Origin of the sequence: Microbacterium sp. (assembly GCF_049650565.1) — a bacterium.
Classification (GTDB): Bacteria; Actinomycetota; Actinomycetes; order Actinomycetales; family Microbacteriaceae; genus Microbacterium.
In genome coordinates, this window is the sequence record NZ_JBASAK010000066.1 from 21,248 (window position 1) to 44,600 (window position 23,353).

Annotated in this window: 19 protein-coding genes and 1 riboswitch; of the genes, 12 read left to right on the top strand and 7 right to left on the bottom strand. The window is 69.4% G+C overall.

Features of this window, described 5'->3' with window-relative positions:
* The first annotated feature begins 24 nt into the window (after positions 1-24).
* Both WA967_RS11705 and WA967_RS11710 read left to right on the top strand, forming a co-directional pair.
* On the top strand, positions 25-1,035 hold the full coding sequence (locus WA967_RS11705) for a LacI family DNA-binding transcriptional regulator (protein ID WP_424422688.1): 1,011 nt from the start codon (positions 25-27) through the stop codon (positions 1,033-1,035).
* Between the two features lie 22 nt (positions 1,036-1,057).
* A complete protein-coding gene (locus WA967_RS11710) occupies positions 1,058-2,293 on the top strand; it encodes an MFS transporter (protein WP_424422690.1) in 1,236 nt (411 codons plus the stop codon).
* 22 nt (positions 2,294-2,315) lie between these two features.
* Here WA967_RS11710 and WA967_RS11715 read toward each other — a convergent pair whose 3' ends face one another.
* Positions 2,316-3,680: a short-chain fatty acid transporter gene (locus WA967_RS11715; RefSeq protein ID WP_424422693.1), complete on the bottom strand. Its 1,365-nt coding sequence runs from the start codon at positions 3,678-3,680 to the stop codon at positions 2,316-2,318.
* Between the two features lie 96 nt (positions 3,681-3,776).
* Between WA967_RS11715 and WA967_RS11720 the strand changes: the two genes are divergently transcribed.
* Positions 3,777-4,505, top strand: coding sequence for a DUF6882 domain-containing protein (locus WA967_RS11720; protein WP_424422696.1), 729 nt, complete (start codon positions 3,777-3,779; stop codon positions 4,503-4,505).
* Positions 4,506-4,630: 125 nt separating this feature from the next.
* Here the strand turns inward: WA967_RS11720 and WA967_RS11725 are convergent, their stop codons facing one another.
* Together WA967_RS11725 and glyA are read right to left on the bottom strand one after the other, a co-directional pair.
* Entirely contained in the window at positions 4,631-5,512 is an 882-nt protein-coding gene (locus WA967_RS11725) for a bifunctional methylenetetrahydrofolate dehydrogenase/methenyltetrahydrofolate cyclohydrolase (protein WP_424422698.1), read from the bottom strand.
* Complete coding sequence (gene glyA, locus WA967_RS11730) at positions 5,509-6,783, bottom strand: serine hydroxymethyltransferase (protein WP_424422701.1); 1,275 nt, start codon at positions 6,781-6,783, stop codon at positions 5,509-5,511. The genes WA967_RS11725 and glyA overlap by 4 nt, the downstream gene beginning before the upstream one ends.
* Before the next feature lie 36 nt (positions 6,784-6,819).
* A riboswitch (ZMP/ZTP riboswitch) is annotated at positions 6,820-6,902 on the bottom strand.
* A gap of 84 nt (positions 6,903-6,986) precedes the next feature.
* On the opposite strand from glyA, the gene WA967_RS11735 reads away from it, so the two are divergent.
* The 5 genes from WA967_RS11735 to WA967_RS11755 all read left to right on the top strand — a co-directional run bounded on the left by WA967_RS11735 (position 6,987) and on the right by WA967_RS11755 (position 13,081).
* Positions 6,987-8,162: an N-acetylglucosamine-6-phosphate deacetylase gene (locus WA967_RS11735; RefSeq protein ID WP_424422703.1), complete on the top strand. Its 1,176-nt coding sequence runs from the start codon at positions 6,987-6,989 to the stop codon at positions 8,160-8,162.
* A gap of 449 nt (positions 8,163-8,611) precedes the next feature.
* Entirely contained in the window at positions 8,612-10,927 is a 2,316-nt protein-coding gene (locus WA967_RS11740; protein WP_424422706.1) for a sigma-70 family RNA polymerase sigma factor, read from the top strand.
* A gap of 36 nt (positions 10,928-10,963) precedes the next feature.
* A complete protein-coding gene (locus WA967_RS11745; RefSeq protein WP_424422709.1) occupies positions 10,964-11,335 on the top strand; it encodes a YrdB family protein in 372 nt (123 codons plus the stop codon).
* A complete protein-coding gene (locus WA967_RS11750) occupies positions 11,332-12,693 on the top strand; it encodes an FAD-binding oxidoreductase (RefSeq protein WP_424422710.1) in 1,362 nt (453 codons plus the stop codon). The genes WA967_RS11745 and WA967_RS11750 overlap by 4 nt, the downstream gene beginning before the upstream one ends.
* Positions 12,686-13,081 carry an NUDIX hydrolase gene (locus WA967_RS11755; RefSeq protein WP_424422713.1) on the top strand — a complete coding sequence of 132 codons (396 nt, stop codon included), beginning with the start codon at positions 12,686-12,688 and terminating at the stop codon, positions 13,079-13,081. Before WA967_RS11750 ends, WA967_RS11755 begins: the two co-directional genes overlap by 8 nt.
* Before the next feature lie 22 nt (positions 13,082-13,103).
* Here the strand turns inward: WA967_RS11755 and WA967_RS11760 are convergent, their stop codons facing one another.
* Genes WA967_RS11760 through WA967_RS11770 form a run of 3 tightly spaced genes read right to left on the bottom strand, consistent with a single transcriptional unit; the run spans position 13,104 to position 15,986 of the window.
* Complete coding sequence (locus WA967_RS11760; protein WP_424422716.1) at positions 13,104-13,883, bottom strand: glucosamine-6-phosphate deaminase; 780 nt, start codon at positions 13,881-13,883, stop codon at positions 13,104-13,106.
* Positions 13,876-14,823 (bottom strand): ROK family protein, encoded by a 948-nt coding sequence (locus tag WA967_RS11765; RefSeq protein ID WP_424422718.1) that lies wholly within the window; start codon positions 14,821-14,823, stop codon positions 13,876-13,878. The genes WA967_RS11760 and WA967_RS11765 overlap by 8 nt, the downstream gene beginning before the upstream one ends.
* Positions 14,820-15,986, bottom strand: a complete 1,167-nt coding sequence (locus tag WA967_RS11770) for an ROK family transcriptional regulator (RefSeq protein WP_424422720.1) — start codon at positions 15,984-15,986, stop codon at positions 14,820-14,822. Before WA967_RS11770 ends, WA967_RS11765 begins: the two co-directional genes overlap by 4 nt.
* 176 nt (positions 15,987-16,162) lie before the next feature.
* Here WA967_RS11770 and WA967_RS11775 point away from each other — a divergent pair, with 176 nt between their 5' ends.
* Positions 16,163-17,611 carry a L,D-transpeptidase gene (locus WA967_RS11775; RefSeq protein ID WP_424422723.1) on the top strand — a complete coding sequence of 483 codons (1,449 nt, stop codon included), beginning with the start codon at positions 16,163-16,165 and terminating at the stop codon, positions 17,609-17,611.
* A gap of 261 nt (positions 17,612-17,872) precedes the next feature.
* On the opposite strand, the gene WA967_RS11780 is transcribed toward WA967_RS11775, so the two are convergent.
* On the bottom strand, positions 17,873-20,092 hold the full coding sequence (locus WA967_RS11780; protein WP_424422726.1) for an NADP-dependent isocitrate dehydrogenase: 2,220 nt from the start codon (positions 20,090-20,092) through the stop codon (positions 17,873-17,875).
* 148 nt (positions 20,093-20,240) lie between these two features.
* Between WA967_RS11780 and WA967_RS11785 the strand changes: the two genes are divergently transcribed.
* From WA967_RS11785 to WA967_RS11795, 3 genes are all read left to right on the top strand, one after another.
* Positions 20,241-20,699, top strand: coding sequence for a GNAT family N-acetyltransferase (locus tag WA967_RS11785; RefSeq protein ID WP_424422728.1), 459 nt, complete (start codon positions 20,241-20,243; stop codon positions 20,697-20,699).
* A 201-nt stretch (positions 20,700-20,900) separates the two neighbouring features.
* Positions 20,901-21,914 (top strand): LacI family DNA-binding transcriptional regulator, encoded by a 1,014-nt coding sequence (locus tag WA967_RS11790; RefSeq protein ID WP_424422731.1) that lies wholly within the window; start codon positions 20,901-20,903, stop codon positions 21,912-21,914.
* A 128-nt stretch (positions 21,915-22,042) separates the two neighbouring features.
* The gene (locus WA967_RS11795) at positions 22,043-23,350 is read left to right on the top strand and encodes an ABC transporter substrate-binding protein (RefSeq protein WP_424422734.1); all 1,308 of its coding nucleotides are present in this window, start codon (positions 22,043-22,045) and stop codon (positions 23,348-23,350) included.
* Positions 23,351-23,353: the final 3 nt, after the last annotated feature.

Below are 23,353 nucleotides of genomic sequence, written 5' to 3' on the forward strand. Positions count from 1 at the left end.
TGGAAACAGCATTACTCTAGTGCAATGGTCACCCAGATGGATGTCGCCCGACTCGCCGGCGTCGGCAGGCGCACCGTCTCGAACGTCGTGATCGGCTTTCCGCACGTCAGCGAGGAGGCGCGGGCGCGCGTGCTGCACGCCATCGACGAGCTCGGCTACGTCCCCAACCGCGCCGCGCAGCGGCTGCGCACCGGCCGCAGCGGGGTGATCGCGCTGACCGTTCCCGAGGTCGGTGTCGGATACTTCGGCGAACTCGCCAACCTCATCATCGAGGAGGCCGCCCTTCGCGGACTCGGCACCATCATCGCTCAGACCCACGGCTCCCGTGAACGCGAGCTCACCGAGATCGAGCGACTGCTCGCGCTGCAACCCGATGGACTGGTCGCCAGTCCCCTGGGTCTGACCCTCGACGACATCGAGACGTTCTCAGCCCGCACGAGCGTCGCCCTCATCGGCGAGCACTTCCTCGATGAGACGGTCAGCACGATCGCCATCGACAACTCGCGTGCGGCTGCCGAGATCACGACGCACCTGATCGACTCCGGCAGCAGGCGCATCGCCTTCATCGGCGGGCCCGCCGATGCCGAGCACCAGCCGCACTTCAACGAGCTGCGCCGCAGCGGGTGTCGGTCGGTGCTCGCCGCACACGGCCTCGACCCCGTGATCGACGTGTGCCTCGAGGACTACACCGCCGAAGCCGGATTTCGCGCCGGGATCACGCTGGCCGAGCGAGATGTCGATGCCGTGTTCTGCGTGACCGACGAGGTCGCGATCGGCGTGATCCGCGCGCTGCATGATGCCGGACGGCGCGTTCCGGACGACATCCGCGTGGCCGGCTTCGACGACATTCCCGAAGGTCGCTTCTCGACGCCGCGACTGACCACGGCGTCCCCCGACAAGATCGAGATCGCGCGACGAGCCGTCGCTGCGACGCTCGGAGAACAGGCATCCACCGATCCCGTCCCGCACACGCTGATCGTGCGGGAGAGCACGTCGCGGCCCGCCGCGTCGAGCACGCCCCGGCCTCGTGGTTGAATGAGCGGATGTTGAATCGCCGATGCCGGTGATCGGCAGCTTCGCCGCACTGGGCAGCCGGAACTTCCGCTTGTTCTTCCTGGCTCGCGCCGTCACGATGGTCACGGGCTCGATGTCGTCCATCGCACTGGCGTTCGCCGTGCTGGAGATCTCCAACGACCCGGTGAGCCTGTCGCTCGTGCTCACGGCCTTCACCCTGGCGAACATCGTCTTCGTGTTGTTCGGCGGCGTCGTGGCAGACCGCCTGCCCCGGGCTCTGGTGATCCAGGCCTGCTATGTGCTCGACATCCTCTCGATCGGCACGATCGCCCTCCTGCTGTTCACCCAGACCGCCACGATCCCGGTCGTCGTGGGCCTGGCCGCGGTCAACGGCGCCTCCACGGCCTTCGTCATGCCGGCGATGCAGGGAATCATCCCGCAGCTGACCACACCCGAAGCGCTGCAGCAGGCCAACGCCATGCTGTCGTTCGTGCGCTCACTGGTCACGATCGGCGGCCCCGTGGTCGCCGGCATCCTGGTCACCACGGTCGGTGCTGCCTGGGCGATGGTCGCGCAGATCATCGGCTGGCTGGCCGCCATCCCGATCCTCGCTATGGTGAGACTTCCTCCGCCTGCCGGCGATGGCCGGTTCTCGCTGTTCACCGATCTGCGCACCGGCTGGAGCGAGTTCTGGAGCCGTTCGTGGCTGGTCGCCGTGGTGCTGGCCTTCATGGTCATGAACGCCATCCATGTCGGCTCGTGGGGCGTGGTCGGCCCGTACATCGCCAAGAACGACGCCCGACTCGGCATCGCCGGCTGGGGCTGGGTGGTCAGCGCCGAGGGCGCGGGCGTGCTGCTGATGACGCTGATCCTGATGTGGTTCCCGCTGCGGCGCCCGCTGCGGATGGGGATGCTGGGCATCAGCCTGTTCGCGATCCCGCTGACCATGCTGGGCGTGCATCCCGCGGTCGTGCTGGTGGCTGTCGCGGCGTTGATCGCCGGAGCCGGTGCCGAGGTGTTCAGCACGGGCTGGAGCGTGGCGATGATGGAGAACATCCCCACAGACAAGCTCAGCCGCGTCTCGAGCTACGACATGCTGGGCAGCTTCGTGGTCATGCCGATCGGCACGCTGGTCTACGGCTGGCTCATCACGCGCGCCGACCCCGAGGTGGTGCTGGTCACCTCCGGCCTCCTGTACGCCGTCATCGCCGTCTCGACCGCTTTCGTGCCCAGCGTGTGGCGGATGGGCAGGGCCGAGGGCGCGACCGCACGGGCATGAGCCCGGCGGCCGCGCCCGCAGATCAGAGGCTGATGAACAGCAGTACGGCCGCCATCACCACGCCGGAGCCCAGCAGGGTGACGAACGTGTAGCCGAGGATGTCGCGCATCTTCAGCCCCGCGATGGCCAGCACCGGCAGGGCCCAGAAGGGCTGGATCATGTTGGTCCACTGGTCCCCGTACGCCACGGCCATGATGGCGATCGACGGGTCGACGCCCAGCTGATTCGCGGCATCCAGCATGATCGGTCCCTGCACGGCGAACTGGCCGCCGCCGGAGGGCACGAAGAAGTTCACGAAGCCCGCCGAGATCAGTGCCAGCACGCCGAAGGTGACGGGCGTGGCGATCGAGACGAATGCGTCGGAGAACAGCTTGATCAGGCCGGAGCTCGCCATGATGCCGAGGATGCCGGCGTACAGCGGGAACTGCACCAGGATCTCGCCGACGTTGGAGGCGGCCTTCTTGGTGAGGTGGATCAGCTCGAATGGACTGCGCACGATCAGCAGGATCAGCGCCAGGAACGACCAGTTCACGATGTCCAGCGTGAGCGTGCCGCCCTGCACGAAGTGCACCACCAGATAGGCCACGAGGCCCAGCCCGAGCAGCAGAGTGAGGATGCGGGAGGCGTCGATGCGGTCGGCGGGCGTGACGACCTCGTCGTCGGCGTCGTCGTCGGCCTCGGAGCCGACGCGGGAGGGCAGCTCGTAGATCTCGTCGTCCTTGCGCGGGCGGATCAGGAAGAACAGCAGGCCGCACACCACGATCACCGCGAGTGCGGCGAGCATGTTCCAGGTGGAGAATGTGGTCTGGCTGACCGGGATGACCTTGTCTCCCAGGCTGGGCGCGAGGAACGACCCCGGAGTGGCTGCGGTCAGCGGGCCGGAGCCCGAATAGCCCATGTGCCAGACGACGAAGCCGGAGTACCCGGCCGCGACCAGCAGCGGGAAGTGCACCTTCATGCCGCGCTCGCGCGCCACCACGGCGATCTCGCGGGCCAGCAGCGTGCCGACGATCAGGCCCAGGCCCCAGGTGATGAGGCTGGCGACCGCGGCGACGACGAACACGAACACGTATGCCAGGGCCGCGGTGCCCGGCACGCGCGCCAGCCAGCGCAGCAGCTTGCGCACGGGACGGGTGTTGGCCAGCATGTACCCCAGCAGCAGGATGAGGCACATCTGAGTCATGAAGGCCAGCAGGCCGGAGAGCCCGTCGCCCCAGCCCTTCACCACGTCGACGGGGCTGGTGTGCGTGAGCGTCATCGCGAGCACGGCGACCACCAGGGTCAGCACGATCGCGAACGTCAGCGCCGACGGCACCCACTGCTCGAGGAATCTGTTGATGGGGCGCATCACGCTGCGCCGGGGGGATCTGGTCTGCGTCGTGGGCATGTCAGAAACTCCTTCGTTCCGATATTCTGCATCGACCATAGCGAATTCACGGCCTCGACTTTGGTCGCGCACAGCATCCGGGGTCAGACTGTGCCCATGACCTTCGAGACCCTGCGCGCCCTCGCCGACCGCGCCGCGCTGTTCACCGCCCTCCGTCAGGATCAGCTGCGCACCGCGACGGAGGCCCTCGGCGATCACCGCTGGGACGTCGATCTCACGGCCGGCGCCTTCGTGTTCGCCGGCACCGAGGATCCGACCCGCACCCTGCAGACATCCCCGCATCTGATCGCCTCGATCGCACCGGGGCCGCGTTCGCTGATGTGGTCGTGGGCGCTGCCGCAGGGCGACCCCACCGGCGTCGGCGAGCGCCTGCGCGCCTACGGCGCCGAGCACGGCATCCCGGAGCTGACCACTGGTGAGGTCGCCTTCGGTTCGGATTCCGGTGAGGACATCGACGTCTGGATCGCCGATCTCGCGCACGTCATCGGCGGCGCAGCGGCGGAGATCACCGGAATCTCGCCCTACTACTCGGCTCCCGCCGGAGGCTCGAGGGCTGTGCTGCTGCTGGATGACGCCATCCCGCCGCTGACGGTCGCCACCGCGATGACCGTGCTTCCCCGCATCCTCTCCGGCCTCACGCTCAGCGACCCGCGCGCCGCGGTCTGGGACCTCGCCCGGCTCGCGGGTTGGACGCTGCAATGGGCCGACGAATCGTTCTCCGGCGCGGTGATCACGGATGCCACCGGCTCCGCGACCTTCAGATTCGACCAGTACGCCCGCATCACCGCCGTCCAGGCGTCACTGGCCAGCAGCCCCGCGGCCTGACACCCGGCGAGGGATCCGTCGCCCGACCCGCTTGCGCCGAAAGCCCTCGTGGGCGCCGAGACCCCTCATCAGCGCGCGTCGCGCACCAGGGTCTCGGCGATGCGGAGGGTTTTCGGCGGAGCGCTTCAGGACAGGGAGCGCTCGGCGGCCTCGACGACGTTCGTCATCAGCAGCGCCACGGTCATCGGGCCCACGCCGCCGGGGTTCGGCGACAGCCAGCCGGCGACCTCGGCGACGTCCGGGTGCACGTCTCCGTAGACCTTCGACTTGCCGGTCGCAGGATCGGTCTCGCGCGTGACGCCGACGTCGAGCACCGCCGCTCCGGGCTTCACGTCCGAGGCCTTGATGAGGTGCTTCACGCCCGCGCCCGCGACGATGACGTCGGCCTCGCGCAGGAACGGCGTCATATCGGGCGTGCCGGTGTGCACCTGGGTGACCGTGGCGTTGATGTCGCGACGGGTCAGCAGCAGCCCCATCGGGCGGCCGATGGTCACGCCGCGTCCGACGACCACCACGTGCTTGCCGTTGAGGTCGTAATCGTTGCGCAGCAGCAGCTCGATCACGCCGCGCGGCGTGCACGGCAGCGGTGTGTGGATGGGCGAATTGACGTTCAGCACCAGCCGGCCGAGGTTGGTCGGATGCAGGCCGTCGGCGTCTTTGGCCGGGTCGATGCGCTCCAGGATCGCATCGGTGTCGAGATGCTTCGGAAGCGGCAACTGCACGATGTATCCGTGGCAGGCCGGATCGGCGTTGAGCTCGTCGATCAGCGCCTCGACATCGGCCTGCGTCGCGTCGGCCGGCAGCTCGCGCTGGATCGAGTTCATCCCGATGGCCTCGGACTGGCGGTGCTTCATGCCCACGTACAGCTGGGATGCCGGGTCGGCGCCCACCAGCACGGTGGCGATGCCGGGGACGACGCCGCGCTCGCGCAGCGTCGCCACCCGTTCGGTCAGCTCGGCTTTGATGGCGGCCGAGGCCGCCTTGCCGTCGAGGACCCTCGCGGTCACTGGTGCAGGTCCGGGTAGAGCGGGAACGCCTCGGCCAGGGCCTCGACGCGGGCGCGCAGCGCCTCGACATCGGCGTTCGGCTGCAGCGCCAGGGCGATCACGTCGGCGACCTCGGTGAACTCGGCGTCGCCGAAGCCGCGGGTGGCCAGTGCCGGGGTGCCGATGCGCAGACCCGAGGTGACCATCGGCGGGCGCGGGTCGTTCGGAACGGCGTTGCGGTTGACGGTGATGTGGATCTCGTGCAGCAGATCCTCGGCCTGCTTGCCGTCGATCTCGGCGTTGCGCAGGTCGACCAGCACCAGGTGCACGTCGGTGCCGCCCGAGCGGACGGAGATGCCGGCATCCGCGACATCCTGCTTCATCAGACGCTCGGCGATGATCTTCGCACCCGACAGCACGCGCTGCTGCCGCTCGGTGAACTCGGGGGTCGCGGCGAGCTTGAAGGCGGTGGCCTTGGCTGCGATCACGTGCATGAGCGGGCCGCCCTGCTGACCCGGGAACACGGCCGAGTTGATCTTCTTGGCGATGTCCGCGTCGTTGGTGAGGATGAAACCCGAGCGCGGGCCGCCGATGGTCTTGTGCACGGTGGAGGAGACCACGTGCGCGTGCGGCACGGGGCTCGGGTGCAGACCCGCCGCGACCAGGCCCGCGAAGTGCGCCATGTCCACCCACAGCGTGGCGCCGACCTCGTCGGCGATGGCGCGGAAGGCCGCGAAGTCCATCTGACGGGGGTAGGCCGACCAGCCGGCGATGATCACCTTCGGCTTGTGCTCGAGGGCCAGGCGGCGGACCTCGTCCATGTCGACCAGCGAGGTCTCGGGGTTCACGCCGTAGGCGACGATGTTGTACAGCCGGCCGGAGAAGTTGATCTTCATGCCGTGCGTGAGGTGGCCGCCCTGGTCGAGGGACAGGCCCAGCAGCGTGTCGCCGGGGCGCGCGATGGCGTGCAGGACGGCCGCGTTGGCCGTCGCTCCCGAGTGCGGCTGCACGTTGGCGTACTCGGCGCCGAACAGGCTCTTGGCGCGCTCGATGGCCAGCGACTCCGCGACGTCGACCTCCTCGCAGCCGCCGTAGTAGCGACGGCCGGGGTAGCCCTCGGCGTACTTGTTGGTGAGCACCGAGCCCTGCGATTGCAGCACCGAGACGGGCACGAAGTTCTCTGAGGCGATCATCTCGAGGTACGTGCGCTGGCGGTTCAGCTCGCGCTCGAGCACCTCGGCGATCTCCGGGTCCACCTCGGCGAGCGGGGCGTTGAAGTAGCGGTCGGTCATAGCGGTCTCCTGTTCACACGGGGATTGGGTGTGTTCCTCATCGGCCCAGGCGCGCGGTCGATTCCATAGAGGCCGCTCCCCGGTGGTGACCCACCCAGACGCCAGTCGCGACGAGCAAAGTCTAGCGGGTGCGGCGGGGAGTCGAAGGGTAGATTTTGTTCATGGTCCTGCCTTCCGGACCCCGACCCCATCAGGAGCGAACGATGACACCGATCACAGACTTCACGGGCTCGCGGGTGATCCACTCCGCGCGCATCGTCGACGGAGACGGGGCGGTCATCGAGGATGCATGGGTGCGCTTCGAGGACGGCGTCGTCACGGCGCGCGGCACCGGTTCGGGCTGGGCGGATGCCGATGACGTGGTCGACGCGGCCTCCGCGGCGGGCGAGGGTGCCATCCTCACTCCCGGTTTCATCGACATGCACGGCCACGGCGGTGCGGGCGCCTCTTACGACGACGGCGCCGACGCCATCCGCACTGCCCGCGCGATGCACCGCTCGCACGGCACGACCCGCGCGGTGATCTCGCTGGTCACCGCCACGATCGACCAGCTCGTGGCACAGGTGACGGACATCGCCGATCTCATGCAGACGGATGCCGACATCCTGGGCAGCCACCTGGAGGGTCCTTTCCTGGATCCGGGCCATCACGGAGCTCACGAGCCGTCGCTGCTGCGGCACCCGGAGGCCGCCGATGTGACGCGCCTGCTGGAGGCCGGCCGCGGCACGATCCGCCAGGTGACCATCGCCCCGGAGCTCCCGGGCGGGCTCGACGCGGTGCGTCAGGTCGTCGCCGCAGGCACCGCAGTCGCGGTCGGACACACGAATGCGGATGCCGCCATCGCGGCCGCCGCCTTCGACGCCGGCGCCTCGATCCTTACGCACGCCTTCAACGCCATGAACGGCATCCACCACCGCGCTCCCGGGCCGATTCTGACGGCTGCGGCCGATCGCAGCGTGGTGCTGGAGGGCATCGCCGACAACTTCCACCTGCACCCGCACGTGATCCACCTGCTGTTCGAGATCGCTCCCGGGCGCATCGCGCTGATCACGGATGCCATGGCTGCTGCCGGCAGCGCAGACGGACACTACGACCTCGGTGCGGTGAAGGTCACGGTCAAGGACGGCATGGCCCGCGCCGATGACACCGGCTCGATCGCCGGCTCCACGCTCACGCAGGACGTCGCGCTGCGACGAGCCGTCGATGCCGGTGTGCCACTCGGCGAGGCAGTTCGCGCACTGACGGGGACTCCCGCGGGAGCCATCGGATTCGCCGGTTCGCTCGGGCGGCTGCAGCCCGACCATGTCGCGGATGCCGTGCTGCTGGACGCCGATCTGACCGTGCACGCGGTCTGGACGGGCGCCGCGCCGACGCGCTGAGCGCACGGCGGCCTGACGAAGGACGGGGAAGAGGCCACCGCACTCCCCAGCCGGCGGCCCCGCGTCCCCAGTGCCGTGCTCCCCAGCACAGCGGTCATGTCCCCACGCGAGCGGACCGGCTCGAGAGCTCCTCCCCCGAGGTTCCCGAGCCGGTCACATCCGATGCCATACCCCAGCATCGGCCCCTGCCGCACCGCCCCCCGGTGGCGCGTCAGGGATGCTCCACAGGATGAGACGACGCCGAAGCCGATTCATTACGCGAGTTCCGGAATCTTTTTCCGGCGCGTTCCTGGGAGCGCTCCACGAGTTCTCCCCAGGGGTGGCTTCCCTGAACGTTTCGGGTGAGAATGGTCAGGACGCGTGATGATTCGAGCTTTCACGCGTCTCTTGCTGTGAGAGCGTTCCCGCACTGTGCGGACGCCGACGACAGGAATCGGATCAGGGGAGTCGTGGAAGAGAAGCACCCCGGGGAGTCAGCAGCGGCTGACGCCGACCTCGTGCTGCGCACGCGGTCCGGCGATGCCGAGGCGTTCGGCGAACTCTGGCGGCGCCACTACCGCTCCGGCATGACCGTCGCGCGCTCGATCACCTCTTCGATCGACGCCGACGACCTCGTGCAGGAGGCATACTCCCGCATCTACCAGGCCATCCTCAAGGGCGGTGGCCCCAACGGCTCGTTCCGCGCCTATCTGTTCACCAGCATCCGCAACACCGCCGCCGCCTGGGGGCGCAGACGCCGCGAGACCACCATCGACGAGCTGGAGACGGTGGTCGATCCCGCCAGCACCGACGCCGCCGTGAGCGAGGAGCTCGACCGCGGGCTGACCGCGCAGGCGTTCCGCTCGCTGCCGTCGCGCTGGCAGGAGGTGCTCTGGTACTCCGAGATCGAACAGATGAAACCGGCCGCGATCGGCACGCTGCTGGGCATGAGCGCCGGAGCCGTCTCGCAGCTGTCATTCCGCGCCCGCGAGGGACTGCGGGAGGCGTGGATCCAGGCACACCTGCAGAGCGTCGGCGAGGGTTCCGAGTGCCAGTGGACCATCGAGCGCCTCGGCGCGTACGCACGCGGCAACCTCAGCCCGCGTGCTCGTGGGCGCGTGGACGATCATCTCGAGGGATGCGCGCGCTGCATGATCGTCGCCGCAGAGGCGAAGGATGTCTCCAGCAGGCTGACGCTCGTGCTGCTCCCCCTCGTGCTGGGCGTCACGGGAGCCTCGGCGTACCTCGCCTCGCTGCAGCTCGGAGAGGCTCCCGTCGCGGCGCTGGCCGCCATGCCGTCGAGTGTGGTCGAGGGCGCCGTCGTCGCGAGCGCCACCGGCTCGGCCGGGGTCGCTGCCACGACCGGGACCGCGGGGACGTCGTCCTCGGGCGCGCCAGGAGGCTCGACGGGTTCCAGCACGGGTGTCGTCTCCGGGATCGGAGCGCTGGTCGGCGCCGGATCGGCTGCGCTCGTGATCGCCGGCGTCGTGGCGGTGGCCGCGGTTCTGCCCGGGGTGCTGGGCGGTGCGCCCGCCACGTCCCAGCCCAATGCGTCGGAGTCGGACTCCTCGTCCGTCGCGTCCGCCGACGTCGCACCCGCGCCCGGTCTGTCCACCGGTGATCCCCTGGTGATCGATGTCCCCGAGCAGCCGGCGCCGGCACCCGAACCGAAGGCGGATCCGGATGCCGGTGTGCAGGAGCCCCCGGCGCCCGCACCCCGCACGGTCGACGAGGCCGCGGCCGCCCCCGCGCCTGAACCTGAGCCGGACCCGACGCCGACCGAGCCGAGCACCGATCCCGGCGCGACGGACCCTGGAACGACCGACCCCGGAACGACCGATCCGGGATCCGTCGAGCCAGGCCCGGAGGATCCGGGCACCGGCGACCCTGGTACCGGCGACCCGGGCACCGGCGACCCGGGCACCGGCGACCCCGGCGCGACCGAGCCCATCACGGCCTCCTCCGGGACCATATGGCGAGACCCTTTGAATGTCGTGCACTACAGCATCCCGATCAAGGGCATCTCCGGCTCGACCGTGCGCGCGTGGCTGGGCGGCATGCCGGACGGCGGGGACGAGGTCGTGCTCGACGAGTTGGGCGACGCGACGCTGGACCTGCGACCGTCGCTCGTGCAGCGGCTGCTCGGCGTCCGTCTCACCCTCACGTACCTGATCGACGGCGCGCCCGCCGACAGCACGGCGTACTGGATCGGCCCCACGCTGCTGAGCGGTTCCGGCAGCCCCGCAACGACCGACACCGACACCACGACAGACACGGGCACCACGACGGACACCGGCATGACGACGGACACCGGCACGGGCACCACGACCGACACCGGCACGGGCACGACGACCGACACCGGCATGGGCACCACGACCGACACCGGCACCACGACCGACACCGGCACGACGACCGACACCGGCACGACGACGGATACGACGGCGTCCACGGAAACGGCAGCCGCATCGGATACCGCAGCCGCCGCGGAGACCGCAGCGCCCACCGACGCGACGCCGACCGCCGACGCGACTGCGACCGGGACGACGGCGGACGCCGCACCGACAGCAGACGCCGCACCGACAGCAGACGCCGCACCGGCGACGAGCGGCCTCTCCGCTTCCGCACCGGCCGCCATCGATGCCGTCGCCGCACCGCTGAACGCGCCGGCCCCCGCCGAGATCGTCGCGCCGGCCGGTAGCACGGTTCCCGCGGACACCACGGCACCCGCGCAGGCCACCGCGCCGACGACCACCGAGCCGGCCGCGCCCACCTCCCCCGCCGCCTGAATCCTCGGCCCGCACCCGCCGAATAGACTGAGGGGTATGACGCAGGATTCCGTCGCCGACACCGGTGTGAACCGCCCAGCCCTGACCGCCCTCGATGTGATCCGGGTGATCGTGCTGCTGGTGGCGCTGGTCTCACTGGCGCTCTGGGGCTTCGGGTCATGGACCCTGCCATGGAGCATCGTCGTCGGCATCGGCGCGCCCGTCGTCACCCTGCTGGTATGGGCGCTGTTCATCTCGCCGCGCGCCGTGCTGCACCTGCATCCGTTCCTGCGAGCGCTGGTCGAACTGCTCATCTACGCAGCGGTGACGTTGGCATGGTGGTCGGTCGGTCAGGCGTGGATCGGACTGGCTTTCGCCGTCGTGGCGGTGGCGGTGGGCGTGATCGCGGGGCGTCGAGCGCTGGCATGAGCGTCCTCGAGCGGCTGCGGAGCGAACTCGGCGACATCGTCGACACGTCTGCGGAGGCGCTCGAGCAGGCACGGGCCGACCGCAGCGGGCACCGCTCCCCCGGTCGCCCGCTGGCCGTCGTCCGCGCCCGCAGCGTCGACGACGTGCAGCACACCATGCGCATCGCCTCCGCGACGCGCACCCCGGTCGTCGTCCGCGGCGCGGGAACCGGGCTGGCGGGGGCTGCGAACGCCGGCCCGGGTCAGATCGTGCTGTCTCTGACCGCGATGGACCGTATCCTCGAGGTGCGTCCGGACGATCTGCTGGCCGTCGTCGAGCCCGGCATCCTCAACGCGACTCTGAATGCACGCCTGGCCGAGCAGGGCGTCTGGTGGGCGCCCGACCCGGCCAGCCGCGAGATCTCCACCGTCGGAGGCAACATCGCCACCGGCGCCGGCGGCCTGCTGTGCGCGAAGTACGGAGTCGTGCGGGATGCCGTGCTGGGTCTGGACCTGGTGCTCGCCGACGGGCGCCTCCTGCACCTCGGCCATCGCAGCGTCAAGGGCGTGACCGGACTGGATGTCACCTCGCTGGTGATCGGCTCCGAGGGTCGGCTCGGCGTGGTCGTCGGCGCCACGCTCAAACTGCGCAGGCTCGTAGTGGGCCGGGTGTGCGCGATCGCCGCATCGTTCGGCTCCGTGCGCGATGCGGCGGCGGCCTCCGCTGCGGTCACCGCCGCAGGCCTGCAGCCCGCCGTCATGGAGCTCATGGACGCCCGGTCACTGGCCGCCGCGCACGACCTGCTGAGTCTTCCCGCACCGGCGCCCGGCGCCGCGCAGCTGACGATCCAGACCGACGGCCCCGCCGCGCTCGACGACGCCGCCCGGATCGCGGCCGTGCTGCGGACATCGGGCGGCGCCGTGGACATGACGTCCGACCCCGCCGAGGGCGAGCGGCTGCTCGGCATCCGCAGGTCCATGCATCCGGCCATGGCGGCGCTGGGAACGACCCTCATCGAGGACGTCTCTGTGCCGCGCAGCGCGATGCCCGCCATGTTCGACGAGATCGCCCGCATCGAGCGGGCCTACGGCATCAGCATCCCGACGGTCGCTCACGCCGGCGACGGCAACCTGCATCCGAACTTCATCTTCGACGGCGACGAGGTGCCACCGCGCATCTGGGACGCCGCCGGCGAGCTCTTCCGCGCCGCACTGCGGCTGGGCGGGACACTCACCGGCGAGCACGGTATCGGGATGCTGAAGAGCCGCTGGCTGGCCGAGGAGCTGGGTGAGGACCAGTGGGAGCTGCAGCGTCAGATCGTGCGGGTGTTCGATCCGCTCGGCATCCTCAACCCCGGGAAGGTCTTCTCCGATGCCTGACATCCATGTCAGCGCCGCCGTGATCGTCGATCACGCCGGCCGCGCGCTCGTGGTCCGCAAACAGGGCACGACGCGGTTCATGCAGCCCGGAGGCAAGCCCGAGGCCGGCGAGAGCCCGGTGCAGACGCTGATCCGCGAGCTCGATGAAGAGCTGTCGCTGAAGGTCGCCGCGGCCGATCTCCGTCCGCTCGGAACGTTCATCTCGGCGGCCGCCAACGAGCCGGGTCACCGCGTGGTGGCCGACGCGTTCGCGCTGCACGCCGAACGCGAGGACGTCGTCGTGCAGGCCGAGCTCGCGGAGCTGCGCTGGCTGGAGCCGGGCGATCGCACCAGCGTGCCCCTCGCCCCACTCAGCGAGGAGCACCTGCTGGCGTTCGCCTGGGACTGATCCCAGAGTCCTGCGGTGAAGCTCAGAGGCCCTGCCAGGCCGGCTTGTTCGCGTAGGTATAGCGGTAGTAGTCGGCCAGCTTCAGCTGCGACGCCGCCGCCTCGTCCAGCACGACGGTGACGTGCGGATGCAGCTGCACGGCGGAGCCGGGGACCATCGCGCTGACCGGGCCCTCGAGCGCCGCCGCGACGGCCCCGGCCTTGCCTTCGCCGAAGGCCAGCATCACCAGGTGCCGCGCGCGCAGGATCGTGCCCAGGCCCTGCGTGATGCAGTGCTGCGGCACGTCGTGGATGGAGTCGAAGAAGCGCGCATTGTCCTGTCGCGTCTGCTGTGTGAGCGTCTTGATGCGCGTGGTCGAGGCGAACGACGAGCCGGGCTCGTTGAAGCCGATATGCCCGTCGGTGCCGATGCCGAGGATCTGCAGGTCCACGCCGCCGGCGGCCAGGATCGCGGCGTCGTAGTCGTCGCCGGCGTGCTCGATGGTCTCGACGGCGCCATTGGGCGTTCGGATGAGTTCGGGGTTCAGGCCGAGGGGCTCGACGACCTCGCGGGTGATGACCGCGCGGTAGCTCTCGGGATGCGCGGGGTCGATGCCCACGTACTCGTCGAGCGCGAAGCCGCGCACGTGCGAGACGTCGTGGCCCGCGAGGCGCTCGCGCAGCGCCTCGTACACCGGCAGTGGCGTGGAACCGGTGGCCAGTCCCAGAACCGGCTCCGCGATCGTGTCGATCAGGCGAACGATCTCGTCGGCGACCAGCGCGCCGGCCTCCTCCTTGCCCGAGGTGATGACGACTTCAGCCATGAACGCTTGTCTCCTTGTCCAGAACGGGCTCTGCCGATGCAGAGCCCAGCAGGGCGGCGCCGATGGCCGCCACCGGCGAACCCGCCGGAAGCATCTCGATTCTCTCATCCAGCCGCAGCGAGCGCAGGAACGGCGACGAGGCCGCCTCGTCCACGAGCTCCTGGCGGATGCCGGGCGCGAGCCGGTCGGCGAGTGCCACCAGCCCTCCGCCGATGACCACGGTCTCGACGTCGGCGGTCAGCACCAGCGCGCGCACCGCGGCGGCAGCGCCGCGGAACAGATCGTGCCGCAGAGCGGATGCCGTGGCATCGCCCTCGTCCGCGGCATCCAGGATGTCCTTCACGGGGTGCACGCCGTCACGATCCCAGGCACGGGCCAGCGCACCGCCGCCGCACAGCGTCTCGATGCAGCCGCGCTGCCCGCATCCGCAGATGCGCCCCCGCGGATCGACGGCGAGATGCCCCACCTCACCGGCTCCGCCGCGCGCACCGCGCCAGATGCGCCCGTCGACGACGATCCCCGCGGCTACGCCCGTGCCGAGATTCAGGTACGCCATCGGCACCGTGCGGGGTCGCGAGGCCGCCGCGCCGAGCGCCGCAGCCTTGACGTCGTTCTCCACGACGCAGCGGATGCCGGTGGCGTCCTGCACGAGCCGCGAGATCTCCAGCGACTCGACGCCGAGGTTGACGGCGTGCAGCACGCGCCCCTGGGCGGCGTCGATCACGCCGGGGATGCCCACGCCGACAGACCGGACCGCGCGCTGCGGGAGCCGCGAGCGAAGCTCCGAGACGGCATCGAGGATGCCCGCGATCACGGCGTCCCCTCCCCAGCCGGTGGGAAGCCGCACATCGGCGATCGGCTCCCCGCCGGCATCCAGCGCGATGCCCGCGATCTTGGTCCCGCCGATGTCCAGGCCGATGCGGACGGCAGCCGCCGTCACGACACGCCCAGCTCTGCCGCGAGCACCATCACGGCGGCGCCGCGCACGACGATGTCACCCTGATTGCTGAGGCGGACGGGCACGTCCTCGAACACGCCTTCCAGAGTCCGCTCATGCAGCGCGCGTGTCGCGGCCACGAGGAACTCGCCGCCGAACTGCGCGGCGGGACCGGAGATCACGATCTCGGAGAGGTCCAGTGCCGCCACGATCGGAGCGATGGCGATGCCCAGGCGCGTGCCCGCGTCGGCCAGCACGGCTGCGGGGTCGTCGGCCGCGGCGGTCTCGGCGACGAGCCGCGGCACGTTCACCCAGGCCTCCAGGCACCCGTCCCGCCCGCAGGCGCAGCGCGGACCGCCGTCGGTCCCCACCACGACGTGACCGATCTCACCCGCCGCAAAGCGTGCGCCGATCAGCGGGCGACCGCCGGCGATGAGCCCGGCGCCCACGCCGCGACCGATGCGGACGAGCATGACATCGGCATCCGCCTCGCCGAAGGTGTATTCGGCGAGGATGGCGGCGTTGGCGTCGTTGCTGACCAGCACCGACTGTCCGAGGTCGGCGCCGAGCCTGGCCTCCAGCGGAAAGTGCTGCCAGCCGAGGTTGGGTGCGCTGAGGATGACGCCGTCGGAGCGCACCACGCCGGGCGATCCGACGCCGATGCCCAGCAGCGGGCGGTCGACCTCTGCGAGCAGGGACCTGATCAGCCCGAGGGCGGCGGCATACGCCTGCTCGGCGTCCGCGGCATCCGGACGCGGAACCGACCGCGAGATCAGCACCCGACCGCCGAGATCCAGGACGGAGCCCTCGAATCGGGACGCGCCGGACAGGTCGATGCCGATGATCTGGTGCCCCTCGCGATCGATGTCGATGACGATCGGCGGCTTGCCGGGGCCTGCCAGGTCGCGCACCCCGAGCTCATGGATCACGCCGTCGACGATCGACTCCGCGACGAGGTCGGAGATCGTGACCCTGGTGAGCCCCGTCTCTCGGGCGAGATCGGCGCGACTCATGGCGCCGCGGTGGTACAGCGTCTGCAGCACCAGCGCCCGATTGTGCGCCCGGGCCTGCTCCGGCAGGACCTTGGAGAGGGAGCGCAGTCGACGTCCCGGACCGAATCCCGAGGGATCCCCGGCAGCCGGTCGATCAGGACGTGACGATTCCATATTTGTTAGTACACCTTACGAACCTCGCCGCCGCAAGCTCATCGCATACACCAGCGCGCAGGTTATCGAAATGTTACTACCCGTGTCCAGCATCCGGGCGGACTGCGCCTCCTCGACTTCCTCCCGTCCCGTACCATGAAAGTGTTGTTCACGTTGTGTACTTGGGGGGTGAGTCCGTGACCGACCTGATCTCCGGGCCCGATACGGGCGCCATCGCCGCGAGCGAACCGACCGAGGTTCTGCCGCCGAGCGACGACCGCCCTGTGGAATGGGCCCGCACTGAACCCGCGCCGAAGAAGCGCCGGCTCGGACTGTGGATCGGCATCGGCGCGGGTGCCGTCGTACTCGCGGCAGCAGCGGCCTCGCTCATCCTGATCGCCCCGGGAACCACCGTCGCCGGCGTGGCCGTGGGCGGCATGACCCCCGGCATGGCCGCCGACGCGATCAGCACCCGGATCGCCACCACCCAGGTCACGCTGAGCGGAGCCGGCGACGGCGCCGAGCTCAGCGGCACCGACCTCGGCGCGAGCGTCGACGCCAAGGCGCTGGCCGAGAAGGCCTTCGCCGATCGTCCGATGTGGAACCTCGGCCAGTGGATGGGCTCCTCGATAGACGCCAAGGTCACGGTGAACCCCAAGACCGCCGAGAGCGCACTGCGTGCCGCGGTCCCCGACAGCTACACCGACGCGGTCGATGCCGGCGTCTCCTTCGATGCGGCATCCGCGTCCTACACGACGACCCCGGCCAAGGACGGCACCGGCATCCTCGTGCCCGAGCTGGAGAAGGCGTTCTCCCGCGCGGCAGAGAAGGGCGCGACGTCGTTCTCGTTCTCCGGCGATGCGAAGCCGGTCCAGCCCGCCATCACCGATGCCAAGGCCGCCGCCGCCACCGAGAAGCTCAACGGAATGCTGGCGAGCATCGGCTTCTACGTCGGCGAGGAGCGCACCGTGCCAGTGGCTCCCGACGTGGCCGCGAGCTGGCTCAAGATCGCCGACGTCGACGGCGATCTGCAGATCACCGCCGACCAGTCCGCGATCCAGACCGTCGTCGCCACCCTCCCGGGCCTGGTCGACCGCCCCGCCGTGAACGCCGTGAACGTCGTCGACTCGAAGGGCAAGGTGCTCAGCGAGGTGACGGCCGGCCTGGACGGTCGGTCGCTCGGCGACACCGCGGGAATCGCATCCGCCTTCGCGACCCAGCTCGGTGACGGCAAGGCGGCGTTCGCGCTGCCCGTCAACGCCACGCCATTCGAGACGACCACCGTCTTCCGGCGTCTCGAGGTCGACATCAGCGAGCAGAAGACGTACCTGTACGAGAACGAGAAGCTGGTGCAGACCTGGAAGATCTCGTCCGGGCTGGCCGGCACGCCCACTCCCCTGGGGCGGTTCAAGGTGTTCGCACACACCGCGAAGCAGGACATGGGCTGCTTCGAGGGTGCGTCGTACTGCACCAAGGACGTTCCCTGGAACACGTGGTTCGCCAAGGACATCGCCTTCCACGGGGCGTACTGGCACAACAACTTCGGGCACCGCATGAGCCACGGCTGCGTCAACATGCCGCCGAGCGTCGCCAAGCAGGTCTACGACATGACCCCGAACGGACTCGAGGTCTGGGTGCACGCCTGATCGAGGTGAGCGCCCGGCGAGCTTGCTCGTCCGGTCGAGCCGAGTGAAAGGCGTTGAGCGACGCAGCCGCAAGCACGCCTGACACCGGCGAGCGCCGGCGAGCTTGCTCGTCCGGCCGAGCCGAAGTGTCGGAACCCCTCATGAATCACGCGAATCATGAGGGGTCTCGACGTTCAGGAGGAGTTTCGGCGAACGCGGCAGCCGCGCGGATGACAGAGCGGGCGGATGCTGTGCAGCATTCGCCCGCTCATCGTCGGCGTGTCAGGCCAGGGCGTCGATGACGGCGTTCAGCGTCGCGGACGGGCGCATGACTGCGGAGACCTTGGCGGCGTCGGGGCGGTAGTAGCCTCCGATGTCGACCGGCTCGCCCTGCACGGCGGCGAGCTCGGCGACGATCTGCTTCTCGTCGGCGGCGAGCTTCTCGGCGACCGGGGCGAACGCGGCTGCCAGCTCGGCATCCTTCGTCTGCTTCGCCAGCTCTTGCGCCCAGTACAGGGCCAGGTAGAAGTGGCTGCCGCGGTTGTCGATCGTGCCCAGGGCGCGACCCGGCGAGCGGTCCTCCTCGAGGAAGGTGCCGGTGGCGGCATCCAGCGTCTCGGCGAGCACGCGGGCCTTCTCGTTGCCCGTGCGATCGGCGAAGTGCTCCAGAGATGCGGCCAGCGCGAAGAACTCGCCCAACGAATCCCAGCGCAGGTAGTCCTCGGCGACCAGCTGCTGCACGTGCTTGGGAGCGGACCCGCCCGCACCGGTCTCGAACAGTCCGCCGCCTGCCAGCAGCGGCACGATGGAGAGCATCTTCGCAGAGGTGCCCACCTCGAGGATCGGGAACAGGTCGGTCAGGTAGTCGCGCAGCACGTTGCCGGTGACGGAGATGGTGTCCTCGCCCTTGCGGAGACGCGCCAGGCTGTAGCGGGTGGCCTCCTCGGGCGCGAGGATCGTGATGGTCAGGCCCTTGGTGTCGAGGGTTGCGAGACCCTGGTGCACCTTGGCGATGATCTGCGCGTCGTGGGCGCGGTTCGCGTCCAGCCAGAACACGGCAGGGGCGCCGGTGGCGCGGGCACGGGTGACGGCCAGCTTGACCCAGTCCATCACGGGGATGTGCTTGGTCTGCGTGGCGCGCCAGATGTCACCGGCGCCGACCTCGTGCGAGATCAGCACGGTGCCGTCGCTGTCGAGCACGTCCACGACGCCGTCCGAGGGGATCTCGAACGTCTTGTCGTGGCTGCCGTACTCCTCCGCGGCCTGAGCCATCAGACCCACGTTCGGCACGGTGCCGATGGTGGCGGGGTCCAGCGGGCCGTTGGCGATGACGTCCTCGACGACGGCCTGATAGACGCCCGCGTAGGACGAGTCCGGGATCACCGCGATGGTGTCGGCCTCGCCGCCGTCCTTGCCCCACAGCTTGCCGCCGTTGCGGACCAGGGCCGGCATCGAGGCATCGACGATCACGTCGCTGGGCACGTGCAGGTTGGTGATCCCCCGCTCGGAGTTCACGTACGACAGGCGCGGGCCCTCGGCCAGGGCACGATCGAATGCGGCAGCGATCTGCTCGCCGTCGGCGATGTCCGAGAGGCCCGTCAGGATCGAACCGAGACCGTTGTTGGCGCTGAGGCCCGCCGCTGCCAGCTGGTCGCCGTACTGCGTGAACACGTCCTTGAAGAACGCCTTCACCACGTGGCCGAAGATGATCGGGTCGCTGACCTTCATCATCGTGGCCTTCAGATGCACGGAGTACAGCACGTCGTCGGCCTTGGCCTGCTCGAGAGTGTCGGCCAGGAACGCATCCAGCGCCTTCGCCGACAGGAACGTCGCGTCGATGATCTCGCGCGGCAGCACCTTCAGGCCGTCCTTCAACACGGTCACGGTGCCGTCGGTCGCGGTGTGGCGGAAGCTCAGCACGTCGTCGTGGGCGGCGACCCAGGAGCGCTCATTGTGCTTGAAGTCGTCGTGGCCCATGGTCGCCACGCGGGTCTTGGAGCCCTCGGCGAACGGCTTGTTGCGGTGCGGGTGCTTCTTGGCGTAGTTCTTCACGGCCAGCGGCGCACGCCGGTCGCTGTTGCCCTCGCGCAGCACGGGGTTCACAGCCGAGCCCTTGATGCGGTCGTAGCGGGCGCACACGTCCTTCTCTTCCAGAGAAGCGGGGTCGTCGGGGTAGTCCGGGATGTCGAAGCCCTTGCCCTGCAACTCGGCGATGGCCGCCTTCAGCTGCGGGATGGATGCCGAAATGTTCGGCAGCTTGATGATGTTGGCCTGCGGCAGCGTGGCCAGTCCGCCGAGCTCGGCGAGCGCGTCGCCCACCTGCTGCTCGGGGGTGAGCTTCTGGGGGAAGGCCGCGAGGATGCGGCCCGCCAGCGAGATGTCGCGCGTCTCCACCTCGATGCCGGCCTGACCGGTGTAGGCCTTGATGATGGGCAGGAACGACGCCGTGGCCAGAGCCGGCGCCTCGTCCGTATAGGTGTAGATGATGGCGTCGTCGGTCACCGGATCTCCGTTCGCGAGGGCAGATTTTATCTCGATACCAAGATACCCGAGTCTGGATTCCTGCACTCCTCGGGGATTTCCGAATGATGACGCACGGCATGACATCGATTCGGCCACAGATGCTCCGCGAGGGGATAGCCTGGGTCTCATGTCGGAACTGCGTGTGGTCGAACTCTCCGCGGCGACGATCGTCGCCGTCAACAAGCTGTCACTGAAACCGGGACAGGAGCAGTTCCTCGCTCCGGTGTCGTACGGCATCGCGGCGACAGTGGTGAACCCGCAGACGTCCTGGCAGCGGGTCGTGCTGGACGGCGAGCAGGTCGTGGGCTTCGTGAGCGCGAGCTTCGACGCCGACGCCCCCGACGAGCACTTCCGCAGCGTCCTGTGGCGCATCAACGTCGATGCCGACGACCAGGGTCGCGGCATCGGACGGTTCGCCGTCAAGGCCCTGATCGACGAGGCCCGCGCGCGGGGCGTCGACCACGTGAACGTGATCTACGAGGCCGGCGACGGCGGCCCCGAGGCGTTCTTCCGCCGCGTGGGCTTCGAGCCCGTCGGCGAGACCGAGTACTCCGAGGTCATCGCGCAGATCCGCGTCACGAATTGAACCGGCGGCGGGGCCTCGGATCTCCTCCCCCGCCGAGACCCCGTCGCCCTCTCCCATGAGAGTGCTCTCCCCGGCATCCGCTCTTTTGTTGGATAAAACGACAAACCCCTTGCGCGGAAGTCCGGATCGGCCTATTATCGCTGGCAGAGACAGTCGAAACGCTTCGACACGAGCGTTCCGCACAGCGACGATGGAGCACTGATGACGACGATCCACCAGGTGGCCGAGGCCGCCGGCGTCTCCATCAGCACGGTCTCGTATGCGCTCAGCGGCAAGCGGCCGGTGTCGGAGAAGACCCGTCGCCGCATCGAGGATGCCGCATCGACCCTGGGGTACACGCCGGATGCCGGGGCACGGATGCTGGCGGGCAGGCGCACGCACATCTTCGCCCTCACCGAGCCCCTGCGCGCCGACACGCACGCGCCGACGCACATGGCGTTCGTGCTGGCGGCATCCATCGCCGCACGCAAGCACGACTACGACATTCTGCTGCTGACCGACGAGCAGGCCTCGGACGGGATGAGCCGCGTGACCTCCAGCCGATTGGTCGACGCCATCCTCGTGCTGGACGTGGGCCCGGACGACGCGCGCGCCGACATCGCGCGCTCCATCCGCACGCCCACGGTGTTCATCGGCATCCCCGACGTCGCGGATGGGCTCACCTGCGTGGACCTGGACTTCGAGGCCGCAGGGCGCATGTCCATCGACCGGCTCGCCGATGCCGGACACACCGCGATCACGCTCATCGGCCAGCCGGCGGTGTCATACCGCACCTCGAACTTCCCCCGCCGTCTGCGCCGCGGCGTCGTCTCCCGTGCGGCGGAGCACGGCATCGCCCTCGAGACGGTCTGCTCCGGCGAGGTGTCGACGGATGCCGGCGCCGTGCGCGCCGCCGTCGGGGCAGCCCTCGCCCGCGGCGATCGCGCCTTCATCGTGCACGCCACAGGCGATGCGCACGAGGCGCTGCTGTCCGCGCTCTCCGACCACGGCCTGACCATCGGACGCGACGTCTCGGTGATCTCCGCCGCGACAGCGTTCGACACCACCGCGCTCAGCGCGGCCGTGGACACGATCCCGCTCGTGCCCAGCCGCTCCTGCGATCTCGCCGTCGAGATCGCGCTGCGGCACCTCGAGGAGAAGAACGTCGCTCCCGAGATCCACCTCATCCCACCCGAGTACCGCTCCGCCGGATCGGTCCGCGCCCGCACGGATTGATCCACCTTCCGCATCACCCGCATCGCGTGAATCGTCGAAACGCTTCGATGGTTCACGAACCCGACAACTGAACAGCATCCCGATGAATCGCCCGCCCGACGGGCCCTGACACAGAAGGAGTGCCGACGATGGCACGCACCACACGCAGGACGAAGACACTGGCCGCGATCGCGGCCCTCACCGCAGGACTGGCCATGGTCGGCTGCTCCCCCGCCGGAGGCTCCGGAGGAGGAGGTGACGGACAGACGCTGAAGCTCTGGCACTACGAGGGCGCCGACAGCGCCATGGGGAAGGCCTGGAACGAGGCCATCAAGGTCTTCGAGAAGGAGACCGGCGCCAAGGTCACCTTCGAGGAGAAGTCCTTCGAGCAGATCCAGAAGACGGCCAGCCAGGTGCTGGACACCGACGCCGCGCCCGACCTGATGGAGTTCAACAAGGGCAATGCGACCGCCGGCTTCCTGGCATCCACCGGCCTGATCACCGACATCTCGGATGCGGTGGAGAAGTACGGCTGGGACAAGAAGCTCGCCCCGTCGCTGCAGACCACCGCCAAGTACGACGACAAGGGCGTCATGGGCGGCGACAGCTGGTACGGCGTGCCGAACTACGGCGAGTTCGTGGGTGTGTACTACAACAAGGACGCCTTCGACGCGGCGGGCCTGCAGATCCCCACCACGTACGACGAGTTCGTCACCGTGCTCGACGCGTTCGTCGCCAAGGGCATCACGCCGCTGGCCGAGGCCGGTGCCGAGTACCCGCTCGGGCAGCTCTGGTACCAGCTGGCGCTCATGAACGGCGACCGCTCCTTCGTGGACGACTACCAGCTCTACAAGAAGCCCGTCGACTGGCAGGGCTCGGAGATCACCTCCGCGACCAAGACGCTGAAGGAGTACGTGGACAAGGGGTACATCGCGAAGGACGTCTCCTCCATCAAGGCGGAGGATGCCGGAGTGTCGTTCATCAACGGCAAGGCGCCCATCTTCGTCTCCGGCTCGTGGTGGTACGGCCGGTTCGTCACCGAAGCGACGAGCTTCGACTGGACCATGACCGCCTTCCCCGGCGCCGACCTGTCGCTGGGCTCCTCCGGCAACCTCTGGGTGGTGCCGGAGAACGCCAAGAACAAGGACCTCGCCTACAAGTTCATCGACATCACGATGCGCCCGGAGATCCAGGCCATCATCGGCAACAACGGCGGGCTGCCGGTCGCGGCGAACCCCAGCGACATCACCGACGTGAAGAGCTCCGAGCTCATCAAGACCTTCAACGGCATCCTCGACAAGGACGGACTCTCCTTCTACCCGGACTGGCCCGCACCGGGCTTCTACGACGTGATCGTGCAGCAGCTGCAGGGCCTGGTCACGGGCTCCGAGGACGTCAAGGCCGTCGATGAGGGCCTGGGCAAGGCCTACGACGAGGGCACGGCGGACTTCCGCTGATCC